14 protein-coding genes are annotated in these 13,347 nt (G+C 69.3%); all 14 read left to right on the top strand.

The window, feature by feature from the left end; translation table 11 throughout:
- Complete coding sequence (gene serC, locus ACO07H_RS12505) at positions 1-1,098, top strand: 3-phosphoserine/phosphohydroxythreonine transaminase (RefSeq protein ID WP_422014565.1); 1,098 nt, start codon at positions 1-3, stop codon at positions 1,096-1,098.
- A complete protein-coding gene (gene pheA / locus ACO07H_RS12500) occupies positions 1,091-2,266 on the top strand; it encodes a chorismate mutase (RefSeq protein WP_422014563.1) in 1,176 nt (391 codons plus the stop codon). The genes serC and pheA overlap by 8 nt, the downstream gene beginning before the upstream one ends.
- A gap of 9 nt (positions 2,267-2,275) precedes the next feature.
- On the top strand, positions 2,276-3,172 hold the full coding sequence (locus tag ACO07H_RS12495) for a prephenate dehydrogenase (RefSeq protein ID WP_422014561.1): 897 nt from the start codon (positions 2,276-2,278) through the stop codon (positions 3,170-3,172).
- The gene (locus ACO07H_RS12490) at positions 3,172-5,172 is read left to right on the top strand and encodes a bifunctional 3-phosphoshikimate 1-carboxyvinyltransferase/cytidylate kinase (protein WP_422014559.1); all 2,001 of its coding nucleotides are present in this window, start codon (positions 3,172-3,174) and stop codon (positions 5,170-5,172) included. The genes ACO07H_RS12495 and ACO07H_RS12490 overlap by 1 nt, the downstream gene beginning before the upstream one ends.
- Positions 5,173-5,332: 160 nt before the next feature.
- Positions 5,333-7,048 (top strand): 30S ribosomal protein S1, encoded by a 1,716-nt coding sequence (gene rpsA / locus ACO07H_RS12485; protein WP_422014557.1) that lies wholly within the window; start codon positions 5,333-5,335, stop codon positions 7,046-7,048.
- Positions 7,049-7,167: 119 nt separating this feature from the next.
- Positions 7,168-7,467 carry an integration host factor subunit beta gene (locus ACO07H_RS12480; RefSeq protein WP_422014555.1) on the top strand — a complete coding sequence of 100 codons (300 nt, stop codon included), beginning with the start codon at positions 7,168-7,170 and terminating at the stop codon, positions 7,465-7,467.
- Between the two features lie 26 nt (positions 7,468-7,493).
- Positions 7,494-7,793, top strand: a complete 300-nt coding sequence (locus tag ACO07H_RS12475) for a LapA family protein (protein ID WP_422014553.1) — start codon at positions 7,494-7,496, stop codon at positions 7,791-7,793.
- Positions 7,783-8,928, top strand: coding sequence for a lipopolysaccharide assembly protein LapB (gene lapB, locus ACO07H_RS12470; protein ID WP_422018634.1), 1,146 nt, complete (start codon positions 7,783-7,785; stop codon positions 8,926-8,928). Before ACO07H_RS12475 ends, lapB begins: the two co-directional genes overlap by 11 nt.
- Positions 8,928-9,659 (top strand): glycosyltransferase, encoded by a 732-nt coding sequence (locus ACO07H_RS12465; protein ID WP_422014551.1) that lies wholly within the window; start codon positions 8,928-8,930, stop codon positions 9,657-9,659. Before lapB ends, ACO07H_RS12465 begins: the two co-directional genes overlap by 1 nt.
- A 10-nt stretch (positions 9,660-9,669) precedes the next feature.
- Positions 9,670-10,533 carry a Kdo hydroxylase family protein gene (locus ACO07H_RS12460; protein WP_422014549.1) on the top strand — a complete coding sequence of 288 codons (864 nt, stop codon included), beginning with the start codon at positions 9,670-9,672 and terminating at the stop codon, positions 10,531-10,533.
- Positions 10,534-10,566: 33 nt separating this feature from the next.
- Positions 10,567-11,136 carry a D-sedoheptulose-7-phosphate isomerase gene (locus tag ACO07H_RS12455; RefSeq protein WP_422014547.1) on the top strand — a complete coding sequence of 190 codons (570 nt, stop codon included), beginning with the start codon at positions 10,567-10,569 and terminating at the stop codon, positions 11,134-11,136.
- Positions 11,136-12,089: a D-glycero-beta-D-manno-heptose-7-phosphate kinase gene (gene rfaE1 / locus ACO07H_RS12450; protein ID WP_422014545.1), complete on the top strand. Its 954-nt coding sequence runs from the start codon at positions 11,136-11,138 to the stop codon at positions 12,087-12,089. The genes ACO07H_RS12455 and rfaE1 overlap by 1 nt, the downstream gene beginning before the upstream one ends.
- Positions 12,086-12,595: an adenylyltransferase/cytidyltransferase family protein gene (locus tag ACO07H_RS12445; protein ID WP_422014543.1), complete on the top strand. Its 510-nt coding sequence runs from the start codon at positions 12,086-12,088 to the stop codon at positions 12,593-12,595. The genes rfaE1 and ACO07H_RS12445 overlap by 4 nt, the downstream gene beginning before the upstream one ends.
- Entirely contained in the window at positions 12,592-13,347 is a 756-nt protein-coding gene (locus tag ACO07H_RS12440; protein WP_422014541.1) for a hypothetical protein, read from the top strand. The genes ACO07H_RS12445 and ACO07H_RS12440 overlap by 4 nt, the downstream gene beginning before the upstream one ends.

The following is a 13,347-nucleotide window of genomic DNA, read 5'->3' as shown; positions in this document are numbered from 1 at the left end:
ATGACCGATCCCCGCCCGTTCAACTTCTCCGCCGGCCCCGCCACACTGCCCGAACCCGTGTTGCGCCAGGTGGCGGCCGAGATGCTGGACTGGCAGGGCAGCGGCATGAGCGTCATGGAGATGAGCCACCGCGGCAGGGAATTCATCTCCATCTACGAACGGGCCGAGGCCGATCTCCGCGAACTGCTCGCGGTACCGACCAACTTCCACATCCTGTTCATGCAGGGCGGCGGCCTGGGCGAGAACGCTTTTCTGCCGCTGAACCTGAGCCGCGGCGGCAAGGTCGATGTCGTCGTGACCGGTTCCTGGTCACGCAAGAGCGCGGCCGAGGCGCGCCGGTATGCGGACGTGCAGATCGCCGCCGAAGGCAACGGTCGCGCCATCCCGCCGGGCTGGCAGCTGCGCGGCGATGCAGCCTACGTCCACGTCTGCACCAACGAGACCATCGACGGCGTCGAGTTCCACGAGTTGCCCGACCTGGCCGCGCTGGGCAGCGACGCGCCGCTGGTGATCGACTGCTCGTCTCATCTGCTGTCGCGACCCATCGACTGGCGGCGTGTCGGCCTGGCGTTCGGCGGCGCGCAGAAGAACATCGGCCCGGCTGGCCTCACGCTGGTGTTCGTGCGCGACGACCTGCTGGGCCACGCGCTCGACATCTGCCCCTCCGCCTTCAACTACGCCACCGTGGCCGCGGCGCAGTCCATGTACAACACGCCGCCCACCTTCGCGATCTATGTCGCCGGCCTCGTGTTCCAGTGGCTCAAGGGCTTCGAGTACGCGGGCAAGCGCGGCCTCGCGGCCATCGAGCAGCGCAACATCGACAAGGCCGCCCTGCTCTACGCCGCGCTGGATTCGTCCGCCCTGTACGAGAACCGCGTGGACGTCAGTTGCCGTTCGCGCATGAACGTGCCCTTCTTCCTGAAGGACGAATCGCTCAACGACCGCTTCCTCGCCGACGCGAAGGCCGCCGGGCTGCTGCAGCTCAAGGGGCACAAGTCGGTGGGCGGCATGCGCGCCTCCCTCTACAACGCGATGCCGCTCGAAGGCGCGCAGGCGCTGGTGTCGTTCATGCAGGATTTCGAGGCCCGTCATGGTTGATCCGGTCGCCTCCCAGGCGCTGCTGGCGCTGCGCGACCAGATCGACGGGCTGGACAAGCAGCTGCTGGCGCTGCTCAACGAGCGTGCGCACGTGGCCGAGCAGGTCGGCGAGATCAAGCGCGCCGAAGGCACGCCCTTTTTCCGCCCCGACCGGGTCGCACAAGTCATCGAGAAAATTCGCGCCGCCAACCCCGGCCCGCTGAAAGGCGAGCACGTGGCGGCCATCTGGCGCGAGATCATGTCCGCCTGCCTGGCGCTGGAGTCACCCCAGCGCGTGGCCGTGCTCGGCCCGGTCGGTACCTTCTGCGAGCAGGCCGCCCTCGAGTACTTCGGCGGCGCGGCCGACATGACCTACTGCGCCAACTTCGACGAGGTCTTCCACGCCACCGCCAGCGGCAGCGCCCAGTTCGGCGTCGTGGGCGTGGAGAACATGACCGAGGGCGTCGTCACGCGCTCGCTGGACCTGTTCCTGCACACGCCCTGCCACGTCGTCGGCGAGGTGTCGCTGCTGATCCGTCACAACCTGATGCGCAAGGAGCCGGGGCCAGTGCCGGGCCGCTCCCAAGCTGGCCCAGCCCCCTCGGGGGGCGGCACCGGTACGCCGGCGCCTGGGGGCCAGGGACTGCACGGCATCGAGGCCGTGCTGGCGCATCCGCAGGCGCTGGCCCAATGCCAGAACTGGCTGAACAAGCATCTGCCCGACGTCGAGCGCCGCGCCGTCTCCAGCAATGCCGAGGGGTCGCGCCTGGCCGCCACCAACCCGGCCTGGGCGGCACTGGGCAGCGAGCGCGCATCGACACTGTTCGGCCTGCACATCACGGCCCACGCCGTCCAGGACGAGGCCTACAACCGCACGCGCTTCGCCGTCATCTGCCTGCCACAGACCATGGCCACGCCGCCGGCCAGCGGCCGCGACTGCACCAGCCTGGTCGTCTCCGTGCCCAACCGGCCCGGCGCCATGCACGACCTGCTCGTGCCGCTGAAGACGCACGGCGTGTCCATGACCCGCCTGGAGTCCCGCCCGGCCCGCACCGGCCAGTGGGACTACTACTTCTACATCGACCTGGACGGCCACCCCAGCCAGCCGAACGTCGCGGCCGCACTCGCAGAACTGCGCGAGTCCTGCGCCTTCTTCAAGATGCTGGGCGCCTACCCGGTCAAGGCTTAGGCGCGACCCATGTTCCAGCAGCTTGGCGTGATCGGATGCGGCCTCATGGGCGGCAGCTTTGCGCTGGCGATGAAGAAGGCCGGCCTCGTCAAGCGCGTCGTCGGCTACAGCAAGTCGCCCTCCACCACCGAGCAGGCCAAAAAGCTGGGCGTCATCGACGTGGCAGCCGAGTCGGCGCTGCAGGCTGTGTCGGGCTCGGACATCGTGCTGATCGCGGTGCCGGTGTCGGCCACCGAAAGCACGCTGAAGGCCATCCGTCACATGGTGAACCCGGGCGTCTTGTTCATGGACGTCGGCTCGACCAAGTGCGACGTCATCGAGGCCTCGCGCCGCGCGCTCGGGGAGCGTGCGGCCAGCTTCGTGCCCTGCCACCCCATCGCCGGCAAGGAGTCGGGCGGCGTGCAGCACGCCGAAGCCACGCTCTTCGAGGGCCGCCAGGTCATCCTGACGCCGCAGCCGTTCACCAACCCGCAGCTCGTGCAGCGGGCGACCGACGTCTGGTCGGCGCTGGGCGCCACCGTGCTGAAGATGCGGCCGCACAACCATGACGCCGCCTTCGCCGCTGTCAGCCACCTGCCTCACCTGCTGGCCTTCGCCTATTTCCAGGCCATCGCCGAGCAGCCCGCTGCGCGCGACTACCTGAGCCTGGCCGGCCCGGGCTTCCGCGACTTCACGCGCATCGCCGCCGGCGAGCCAGCCGTCTGGCGCGACATCCTGCTGGCCAACAAGCACGAGGTGCTGGCCCAGTCCAAGCGCTTTCGCACGATGCTGGACCAGCTCGAAGCGCTGATCGAGGCCGGCGACGCCGCGGCGCTGGAGGCCGCGCTGCGGCCCATCGCCGAAGGCCGCGCGGCGTGGAACCTGTCCTCCCCTGCAGTCCCTCCCGGCCGCCCTGCGGCTAAGTGATGTTCAAGATTCCCTTTCTCGACCTGCCGCCGCTGCGCGGCGCCGCAGGCACGGTGCGCCTGCCCGGCTCCAAGAGCATTTCCAACCGCGTGCTGCTGCTGGCCGCCTTGAGCGAAGGCCGCACCATCGTGCGCGACCTGCTGGCCTCGGACGACACGGCCGTCATGCTGGATGCGCTGCGCGCGCTGGGTTGCGGCGTCGCCCAGGACGGCGACACTGTCAGCATCGTGGGCCTTGGCGGCAGGTTGCACGCGAAGCAGGCCCAACTGTTCCTCGGCAACGCCGGCACGGCGATGCGCCCGCTGACCGCCGCGCTGGCCCTGCTGGCTGCCACGCAAGGCGGCCGCTTCGAGGTCTCGGGCGTGCCGCGCATGCACGAGCGGCCCATCGGCGACCTCGTCGATGCGTTGCGCGGCCTGGGCTGCGCCATCGACGACCTGGGCCACGCCGGCTTCCCGCCGCTGCGCCTGCGCGGCCCGTCCACACTGGCACTGGACGCGCCGGTGCGCGTGCGCGGCGACGTGTCCAGCCAGTTCCTGACCGCCTTGCTGCTGGCGCTGCCGCTGGTGGCCGAGCGGGACATCCGCATCGAAGTCGTCGGCGAGCTGATCTCCAAGCCCTACATCGAGATCACGCTGGCGCTGCTGGCGCGCTTCGGCATCGCCGTGCGGCGCGACGGCTGGCAGGCGTTCACCATTCCTGCCGGCAGCCGCTACCGCTCGCCGGGCGAGGTGTTCGTCGAGGGCGATGCGTCATCGGCGTCGTACTTCGTCGCGCTGGGCGCCATCGCGGCGACCGATGCGCCCATCCGCATCGAAGGCGTCGGCAGCGAGTCGCTGCAGGGCGATGTGCGCTTCATCGAGGCTGCCGCCGCCATGGGCGCGCAGGTGCAGGCCGGTCCCAACTGGCTGGAAGTGCGCCGCGGCGACTGGCCGCTCAAGGGCCTGACGCTCGACTGCAACCACATCCCCGACGCCGCCATGACGCTGACCGTCATGGCGCTGTACGCGGACGGCCCGACGACGTTGACCAACATCGCGAGCTGGCGCGTCAAGGAAACTGACCGCATCGCCGCCATGGCGACCGAGCTGCGCAAGTTGGGCGCTACTGTCGATGAAGGCCCGGACTGGATCCGCGTGCAGCCGCTGCACCACTGGAAAGCCGCGGCCATCCATACCTACGACGACCACCGTGTGGCGATGTGCTTCTCGCTGGCGGCCTTCAACGGCCTGGTCACCGACGAGCCCGTGCCGGTGCGCATGCTGGAGCCGCACTGCGTCGCCAAGACCTTCCCGGACTACTTCGAGACGCTGTTTGGCGTCGTGACGGCGCGCGCCGCCGACATCCCCGTCATCACCATCGACGGCCCGACCGCGTCCGGCAAGGGCACGCTGGCCGACGAAACGGCCAAGGCGCTGGGTTTCGGCGTGCTGGACTCCGGCGCGCTGTACCGGGTGACCGGGCTGGCCGCACGCCGCGCCGGCCTGGACCTGGATGACGGCCAGGCCGTCGCGGCCATCGTGCCGACGCTGCAGTTGCGCTTCAGCGACGGCCATGTCTTCCTCGGCCAGGAGGACGTCAGCGCCCGGCTGCGCGCCGAAGCGACCGGTCTGCTCGCCTCGCAGGTTGCCGCCCACCCCGAGGTGCGCGCGGCCTTGCACCAGCTGCAGCTGGATTTCCGCCGCCTGCCCGGCCTGGTCGCCGACGGCCGCGACATGGGCACCGCCATCTTCCCGGACGCCACGCTCAAGGTCTTCCTCACCGCCAGTGCCGCGACGCGCGCCGAGCGGCGGTATAAGCAATTGATTTCCAAAGGAATTTCGGCTAATATCGAGGGCTTGCGCAAAGATCTGGAGGCGCGCGACGAACGGGACAAATCCCGGTCGGCGTCGCCACTGGAGCCCGCGCAGGACGCGCGGTTGCTCGACAACTCGGCGCTGACCGTCGAAGCCTCGGTGGAACAGTTGCTGGATTGGTGGCAGGCGCGCAGGCCGTTCTGACCCGTCATCGCGACGAATGGATTCGGCCCCGGCCTGAGAAGCCAGTGGCCGCCGCACTCCCCTCCGAACGCCAGTTCACGAGTGCGGCGATCTCAACAACTTAACCCGCAGCTCGTCTGCACGCCGCGCCGGGGCTCCCTGGCGCACAGGATCCATCACCATGTCCCAAACCCAAACCGCCCAAGCCTCCGGCATGGATTCCTTCGCCGCCATGTTCGAGGAGTCGCTGCAGCGCTCCGACATGCGCGCCGGCGAAGTGATCTCGGCTGAAGTCGTTCGTGTCGAACACAACTTCGTCGTCGTCAACGCAGGCCTCAAGTCCGAAGCCTACGTGCCCATCGAAGAGTTCAAGAACGACCAGGGCGAACTGGAAGTCCAGGTCGGCGACTTCGTGTCGGTGGCCATCGACGCCATCGAAAACGGCTACGGCGACACCATCCTGTCGCGCGACAAGGCCAAGCGCCTGGCCTCGTGGCTGAGCCTGGAAACGGCCCTGGAGTCCGGCGACTTCGTGACCGGCACCGTCTCCGGCAAGGTCAAGGGCGGCCTGACCGTGCTGGTCAACGGCATCCGCGCCTTCCTGCCCGGCTCGCTGCTGGACACGCGCCCGGTGAAGGACATGAGCCCGTTCGAGGGCAAGACCATGGAATTCAAGGTCATCAAGCTCGACCGCAAGCGCAACAACGTTGTGCTGTCGCGTCGCGCGGTGGTCGAGGCTTCGATGGGTGAAGAGCGCGCCAAGCTGCTCGAAACGCTGTCCGAAGGCGCCATCGTCAACGGCGTGGTCAAGAACATCACCGAATACGGTGCGTTCGTGGACCTGGGCGGCATCGACGGCCTGCTGCACATCACCGACATGGCCTGGCGCCGTGTCCGCCACCCGAGCGAAGTCGTTCAGGTCGGCCAGGAACTGACCGCCAAGGTCCTGAAGTTCGACGCCGAGAAGAACCGCGTCTCGCTGGGCATCAAGCAGCTGGGCGACGACCCGTGGTTCGGCGTGGCCCGCCGCTACCCGACCGGCACGCGCCTGTTCGGCAAGGTCACGAACATCGCCGACTACGGCGCGTTCGTCGAGATCGAGCCGGGCATCGAAGGCCTGGTGCACGTCTCCGAGATGGACTGGACCAACAAGAACATCGCCCCCAGCAAGCTGGTCTCGCTGGGCGACGAAGTCGAAGTCATGGTCCTGGAAATCGACGAAGACAAGCGCCGCATCAGCCTGGGCATGAAGCAGTGCAAGGCCAACCCGTGGGAAGAGTTCGCCGAGAACGTCAAGCGCGGCGACAAGGTCAAGGGCCCGGTCAAGTCCATCACCGACTTCGGCGTGTTCGTGGGCCTGGCCCAGGGCATCGACGGTCTGGTGCACCTGTCCGACCTGTCTTGGGACGAGTCCGGCGAAACCGCCGTGCGCAACTTCAAGAAGGGCCAGGAAGTCGAAGCCGTCGTGCTGGCCGTGGACGTCGAGCGCGAGCGCATCTCGCTGGGCATCAAGCAGCTGGACAGCGACCCCTTCACCTCGTTCACCACGATCAACGACCGTGGCGCTTCGGTGACCGGCAAGGTCAAGACCGTCGACCCGCGCGGCGCCGAGATCGAGCTGACTGACGGCGTGATGGCCTACCTGCGCGCTTCGGAAATCTCCCGCGACCGCGTGGAAGACGCCCGCAACGTGCTGAAGGAAGGCGACGAAGTCACCGCCGTCATCGTCAACGTGGATCGCAAGACCCGCAACATCCAGCTGTCGATCAAGGCCAAGGACAACGCCGACCAGCAGGAAGCGATGCAGCGCCTGAGCCAGACGAGCGAGCGCGAAAACGCCGGCACGACCAGCCTGGGCGCCCTGCTGCGCGCCAAGCTGGACAACCAGGGCAACTAAGCTCTCGGTTGACTGCCCGGCCTCCAGCAACTAGCGCTGGGGCCGGGTATGCTCCCCACAGGCTCGCCGGCCTCGCCAGCGGGCCTGTTTCAATTTCCAGTTCTGCAGAAGCTGCCACCATGACCCGCTCCGACCTCGTCGCCGTGCTCGCCGAACGATTCGGTCAGTTGACCCAGCGCGACACCGAGTTCGCGGTCAAGACCATCCTCGACGCGATGAGCGATGCGCTCGCGCGCGGCCACCGCATCGAGATCCGCGGCTTCGGCAGCTTCTCCATCAGCCGCCGCCCGCCCCGCGTGGGCCGCAACCCGCGCAGCGGCGAGCAGGTCATGATTCCCGAGAAGCTGGCGCCGCATTTCAAGCCCGGCAAGGCGCTGCGCGAAGCGGTCGACATGCATCTGCCCGTCACCGACGCCTGAGCTGACCTGACGCAAAATCCGGGGCCATGCGCACCCTCGTCTGGCTCCTGCGGGCCCTGCTCTTCTTCACGCTGTTCGCGTTCGCGCTGAACAACAGCCACGAGGCCGTCGTGCGCTGGTTCTTCGGCCACGAGTGGCGCGCGCCGCAGGTCATCATCGTGCTGCTGGCCTTCGGCCTCGGCGCGGCCTTCGGCGTGCTGGCCATGGTGCCGGCCTGGTGGCGCCACCGACGCGCCGCGCAACTGGCCGAGCCGCCGCCTGCCGCCCCTGCCCCGGCGCCCGATGCGCCCGTTGTTCCCTTCGCTGCCCACCAAGATGGAGTTTGATCCGCGCTGGCTGCTGTTCGTCCTGCCCGTCGTCTTCGTGCTGGGCTGGCTGGCCTCCAAGCTCGACTCGCGGCAATGGAAGCTCGAACAGCGCGAATCGCCCAAGGCCTACTTCAAGGGGCTGAACCTGTTGCTCAACGAGCAGCAGGACAAGGCCATCGACGCCTTCATCGAAGCCGTCCAGAACGACCCCGACACCTCCGAGCTGCACTTCGCCCTCGGCAGCCTGTTCCGCCGCCGTGGCGAGACCGAGCGTGCCGTGCGCGTGCACGAGCACCTGCTGCGCCGCGGCGACCTGCCCAAGACCGACCGCGACCGCGCCCAGCACGAGCTGGCGCAGGACTTCTTCAAGGCCGGCCTGTTCGACCGCGCCGAAGCCGCCTACGCCGAGCTGCGTGGCACCGCCTTCGAGCGCGAGGCGCGGCTGGCCCTGCTGTCGCTGTATGAGCGCTCGCGCGACTGGGCCAAGGCCGCCGAAGTCGCCACCGAACTGGAGACGGCCGGCACAGGCTCCTTCTCGGTCCGCATCGCGCACTACCTGTGCGAACAGGCCCTGGTGGCGCAGTCCCTCGGGCATGCCGACCTGGCGCAAGCGCTGCTGGGCCAGGCGCAGCGCCGCGCCCCCGAAGCCGCGCGCGCCCATGTGCTGCAGGGCCAGATGCTGCTGAAGGCAGGTCAGCCCGAAGCGGCGCTGGCGGCGTTCACGACGTTGCTGGCCGTCAACCCGCCCGCCTTCAACCTCGTCGCGGCCGATTGCGCAGCGGCGGCCAAGCTGCTGGGCCAGCCGGAACGCGCCGTCGCCCTGCTGGGCGAGCAATACCACCGCGCGCCCAGCATGCACCTGCTGCGCGCGCTGGCCAGCCTGCAGCCGGGGCCGCAGCGTGAGCGCCTGGCCACCCATCTGCGCGAACAGCCGGTGCTGTCGGCCGCGACCGACCTGCTCAAGCTCAACGCGCCCGCCCTGCCCGCGGACGAAGCCGGCCCCATCATCCAGGCGCTGGAAAAGGCGGCCAAGCCGCTGCAGCGCTACCGCTGCGCGGCCTGCGGCTTCGAGGCCGCGCACTACTTCTGGCAATGCCCGGCCTGCCTGAACTGGGACAGCTACCCGCCCCAACCCATCGAGGAGCTCAATTGATGAGCGAAGACCGCTTCGTCATCTGCATGAAATGGGGCACCAAGTACGGGCCCGAATACGTCAACCGGCTGTACGGCATGGCGGTGCGCCATCTGCGCGGCCCGTTCCGCTTCGTCTGCTTCACGGATGACACGAACGGCATCCGCGAGGACGTCGAATGCCTGCCGCTGCCCGAAACGCAGGCCAGCCCCGGCAAGCGCGATGGCGGCTGGAGGAAGCTCGGCACCTACCAGGCGGACCTGTTCGGCCTGAAGGGCACGGCGCTGTTCCTGGACCTGGACGTGGTCATCGTCGGCGACCTGACCGAGTTCTTCGACGTGCCCGGCGACTTCCTCATCATCAAGGACTGGAAGCGCCCCTGGCGGGTGACCGGCAACTCGTCCGTCTACCGCTTTCGCATCGGTGCGCATGCCGACGTGCTGGCGCACTTCATCGCCCACCAGGACGAGGTGCGGGCCAAGTACCGCAACGAACAGGAATACCTCAGTCACTTCCTGCACGACCAGGGCAAGCTGGGCTACTGGCCCGCAGACTGGTGCGCCAGCTACAAGTACCACTGCCTGCCGCTGTGGCCCACCAGCTACTGGCGCGACCCCTTCATCCCCGAGGGGGCGCGCGTGCTGGTCTTCCATGGTGTCATGAACCCACCGGACGCGCTGGTCGGCCGCTCGCAAGGCAACTGGCGCCATGCCCGCCCTGCGCCCTGGATCGCCGAGCATTGGCGTGAGTGAGGACCCGGTCATGAGCGAGCGCATCGTCATCGTCGACAGCCGCGACTGGTCGCAGCCGCTGCAGGGCCTGGTGCCCGAGCTGGAAGCCGGCAAGGTGCTGTTCTTTCCGGAGCTGCGCTTCGCGCTGTCGCCCGAGGAGCGCCTGCTGCTGCGCGCCGATGTGCGCGACGAGAAGTCCCGCAACATCAGCCTGCGCCTGGACGGCGTGCTGGCCGGCGCCGCCGTGCAGGGCGAGGAGCAGGCGCGCCTGGCCGCGATGATCGGGCGCTTTCGCACCCAGGCCTGTTCGCTCATCGACGCCATCGCACCGGCCTACAAGCCGGCGCTGCGCCTGGCGCCCACCAGCTACCGGCCCACGCAGGTCGAGTCGCGCGTGCAGTCCTGGCGCGCCGACGACCGCCGCCTGCACGTGGATGCCTTCCCGTCGCGCCCCAACCGCGGCGAGCGTATCCTGCGCGTGTTCACCAACCTCAACCCCCACGGCGAGGCGCGCACCTGGCGCGTCGGCGAGGCCTTCGAGGACATCGCCCGCCGCTTCGTGCCGCGCGCCAAGCCCTACGTGGCCTGGCAGGCGAAGGTCTTGCGCGCGCTGCACGTCACCAAGTCGCTGCGCACCGAGTACGACCACCTGATGCTGCAGCTGCACGATGGCATGAAGTCGGACCTGGACTACCAGCAGACCAGCCCGCAGGTGACGATGCCCTTCCCGCCCGGCTCCACCTGGGTCTGCTACTCCGACCAGGCCTCGCACGCCGTCATGTCCGGCCAGTTCATGATGGAGCAGACGCTGCACCTGCCCGCCGAGGCGCAGAGCGACCCGGCGGCCAGCCCGCTGGGCATCCTGCGCCGCATCACCGGCCGGCCGCTGGTCTAGACACCGATCATTTGCCGCTTGCCGAGGCCTGTCATGACTTCCCTGTTTTTGCGCAATCTCGATGAACACCAGCAGCTGATGGCGCTGCTGCCGGCGCTGGAGAGCCAGGTGCTGGCCGTGGGTCAACGCCTGGCCGGCGTGCTGAGCAGTGGCGGCAAGCTGATGTTCTGCGGCAATGGCGGCTCGGCCGCCGACAGCCAGCACCTCGCCTCCGAGCTGACCGGCCGCTTCATCAAGGACCGCCGGCCGCTGGCAGGCCTGGCGCTGAGTACCGACAGCTCGGCGCTGACTTGCATCGCCAACGACTACAGCTTCGACGACGTGTTCGCCCGCCAGCTCCAGGGCCTGGGCCGCGCCGGCGACGGGCTGGTGGCCATCTCCACCTCCGGCAACTCGGCCAACGTGCTGCGCGCCGTCGAGGCGGCCCGGGCCCTGGGCATCTACACGCTGGGCCTGCTGGGCCGCGACGGCGGCAAGCTCGCCGGCCTGTGCGACGACGCCATCGTCGTGCCGCACGGCGTCACGGCGCGCATCCAGGAAGCGCACATCCTCATCGGCCACACGCTGTGCGGGCTGATCGAGGACGAACTGGGCCTGGCCTGATGAGCACGAGCACGCCCACGCCCGCGCTTCCTGCCCGCGAGCTGCTGGCCGCCCGCCGCGTGCTGGTGGTGGGCGACGTGATGCTGGACCGCTACTGGTACGGCGCCGTCGACCGCATCTCGCCCGAAGCGCCCGTGCCCGTGGTGCGCGTGGAACGCGAGGAAGAGCGCCTGGGTGGCGCCGCCAACGTCGCGCTGAACGTGCGCACGCTGGGCGCCCGCGCCACGCTGCTGACCGTCGTGGGCCAGGACGAGCCCGCCCGCCGGCTGCGCGAGCTGCTGCACCAGCAGGGCATCGAGACGGTGCTGCGGGACGACAAGCAGCTGCACACCATCGTCAAGCTGCGCGTCATCGGCCGCGCCCAGCAGTTGATCCGCGTCGACTTCGAGAACGAGCCCGATCACGAGGTGCTGGGGCAGATGCTGGACGCCTTCGCCGAGCAGCTGCCGCAGCACGACGTCGTGCTGTTCTCCGACTACGGCAAGGGCGGCCTCACGCACATCCCGCGCATGATCGAGATGGCCCGCGCCGCCGGCCGCCCGGTGCTGGTGGACCCGAAAGGCAGCGACTACCGCCGCTACGCCGGCGCCAGCGTCATCACGCCCAACCGCAGCGAGCTGGCGCAGGTCGTGGGCGCCTGGCGCGGCGAGGCCGACCTGCTGAAGAAGGTCGAGGCGCTGCGGGCCGACATCGGCGTGGGCGCGGTGCTGCTGACGCGCTCCGAGGAAGGCATGACGCTGTTCGACGACAGCGGCGTCACGCACGAGCCGGCGCGGGCGCGCGAGGTGTTCGACGTGACCGGTGCCGGCGACACGGTCATCGCCACGCTGGCCGCGCTGCTGGGTGCCGGCCTGCCGCTGCCGGACGCGATGCGCCTGGCCAACAAGGCCGGCAGCATCGTCGTCGGCAAGTTCGGCACCGCAACCGCCAGCTACGAGGAACTGGCCGCATGAGCGCGCCCTCGCTGGACGACAAGCTGTTCGACGCGGCCGCGCTGGACGACGCAGCGCTGGCCGCGCGGCTGGCCGCACTGCCCCGCCCGCTGGTGTTCACCAACGGCGTGTTCGACGTGCTGCACCGCGGCCATGTCGCCTACCTGCACGCCGCGCGGCAGCAAGGCGCCAGCCTGATCGTGGCCGTCAACACCGACGCCTCGGCGCGCGGCCTGGGCAAGGGCCCGGACCGGCCGCTGAACCGCGACATCGACCGCGCGCTGGTGCTGGCCGGCCTGACGGCCGTCGACGCGGTCACGTTCTTCGCCGAGCGCACCCCCTGCGAACTGCTGGCGCGCGTGAAGCCCGACCTCTACGTGAAGGGCGGCGACTACGACATGGAAACGCTGGCAGAGACCCGCCTGGTGCGCTCCTGGGGCGGCGACGCGCGGGCCATCCCCTTCGTCGACGGCTACTCGACGACGGCGCTGGTCAGGCGCATCCGCGACGAGGCGCCGGGCGCATGAAGTCGCTGCTGTTCTGCACCAGCTACATCCGCGACGCGCAGGACTGGACCGACCGCTATGCGCGCTGGGTGGACCACTACCAGCGCCATGACATGGGCGCCAGCCAGCTGTTCCTCATCGACGACGCGTCGCCCGGCCTGTCGGCCCCTGGTCTGCCGCCCTGCCTGGACGCGGAGCATGGCCTGGCCCAGGCCACGCACCGGACGCAGGTGCTGCGCTTCGCCAGCCGGCTGGGGCGCGCGAGCCGGTTCTCCTACTTCGGCTGGTGGCGCAGTTTCACGCATGCCGTCAAGGTGGCGCGCGCACGGGGGGCGGCCAAGCTGATCCACGTCGAGTCGGATGCCTTCGTGCTGTCGCCGCGCCTGCGCAGCTACATCGGCTCGCTGGACAGCGGCTGGACGGTGCTGTGGTGCGACTTCCACGCCATGCCGGAAACCGCGATCCAGGTGATCTGCGAAGACCAGTTCGACGCGTTGGCCCGATTCGGCGACGGACGCTGGCAGGCCCACGACGGCAAGCCCGCGGAGCTGGTGCTGCCCTTCACCCAGGTCGTGAAGGACTTCAAGGGCGACCGGTATTCCGAGATGAAGCGGCGCCGCGGCATGCTGCGCTCGCGCAAGTTCGATGGGCTGTTCATGCGGCACTGGGACATGTTCTGGCAGCCCATCCCGGCGGATGCGGACTTCGTGACCCAGGTGGAGCACCCGCAATGGCGCTACTCGCGGACGCTGCGCGCCGCGCTGGCGGGTTGA

The organism is Roseateles sp. (assembly GCF_965229315.1).
Classification (GTDB): Bacteria; Pseudomonadota; Gammaproteobacteria; order Burkholderiales; family Burkholderiaceae_C; genus Pelomonas.
Note: the sequence above shows the minus strand (reverse complement) of the source record. Positions and strands in the feature narration are given on the sequence as shown.

Excerpts from the sequence above, each read along its gene's own strand:
- ACO07H_RS12495 (WP_422014561.1), top strand. The coding sequence starts at position 2,276 with ATGTTCCAGCAGCTTGGCGTGATCGGATGCGGCCTCATGGGCGGCAGC.
- ACO07H_RS12490 (WP_422014559.1), top strand. The coding sequence starts at position 3,172 with ATGTTCAAGATTCCCTTTCTCGACCTGCCGCCGCTGCGCGGCGCCGCA.
- ACO07H_RS12465 (WP_422014551.1), top strand. The coding sequence starts at position 8,928 with ATGAGCGAAGACCGCTTCGTCATCTGCATGAAATGGGGCACCAAGTAC.
- ACO07H_RS12455 (WP_422014547.1), top strand. The coding sequence starts at position 10,567 with ATGACTTCCCTGTTTTTGCGCAATCTCGATGAACACCAGCAGCTGATG.
- ACO07H_RS12480 (WP_422014555.1), top strand. The coding sequence starts at position 7,168 with ATGACCCGCTCCGACCTCGTCGCCGTGCTCGCCGAACGATTCGGTCAG.
- ACO07H_RS12445 (WP_422014543.1), top strand. The coding sequence starts at position 12,086 with ATGAGCGCGCCCTCGCTGGACGACAAGCTGTTCGACGCGGCCGCGCTG.
- ACO07H_RS12475 (WP_422014553.1), top strand. The coding sequence starts at position 7,494 with ATGCGCACCCTCGTCTGGCTCCTGCGGGCCCTGCTCTTCTTCACGCTG.
- lapB (WP_422018634.1), top strand. The coding sequence starts at position 7,783 with ATGGAGTTTGATCCGCGCTGGCTGCTGTTCGTCCTGCCCGTCGTCTTC.
- ACO07H_RS12440 (WP_422014541.1), top strand. The coding sequence starts at position 12,592 with ATGAAGTCGCTGCTGTTCTGCACCAGCTACATCCGCGACGCGCAGGAC.
- pheA (WP_422014563.1), top strand. The coding sequence starts at position 1,091 with ATGGTTGATCCGGTCGCCTCCCAGGCGCTGCTGGCGCTGCGCGACCAG.
- ACO07H_RS12460 (WP_422014549.1), top strand. The coding sequence starts at position 9,670 with ATGAGCGAGCGCATCGTCATCGTCGACAGCCGCGACTGGTCGCAGCCG.
- rpsA (WP_422014557.1), top strand. The coding sequence starts at position 5,333 with ATGTCCCAAACCCAAACCGCCCAAGCCTCCGGCATGGATTCCTTCGCC.
- rfaE1 (WP_422014545.1), top strand. The coding sequence starts at position 11,136 with ATGAGCACGAGCACGCCCACGCCCGCGCTTCCTGCCCGCGAGCTGCTG.
- serC (WP_422014565.1), top strand. The coding sequence starts at position 1 with ATGACCGATCCCCGCCCGTTCAACTTCTCCGCCGGCCCCGCCACACTG.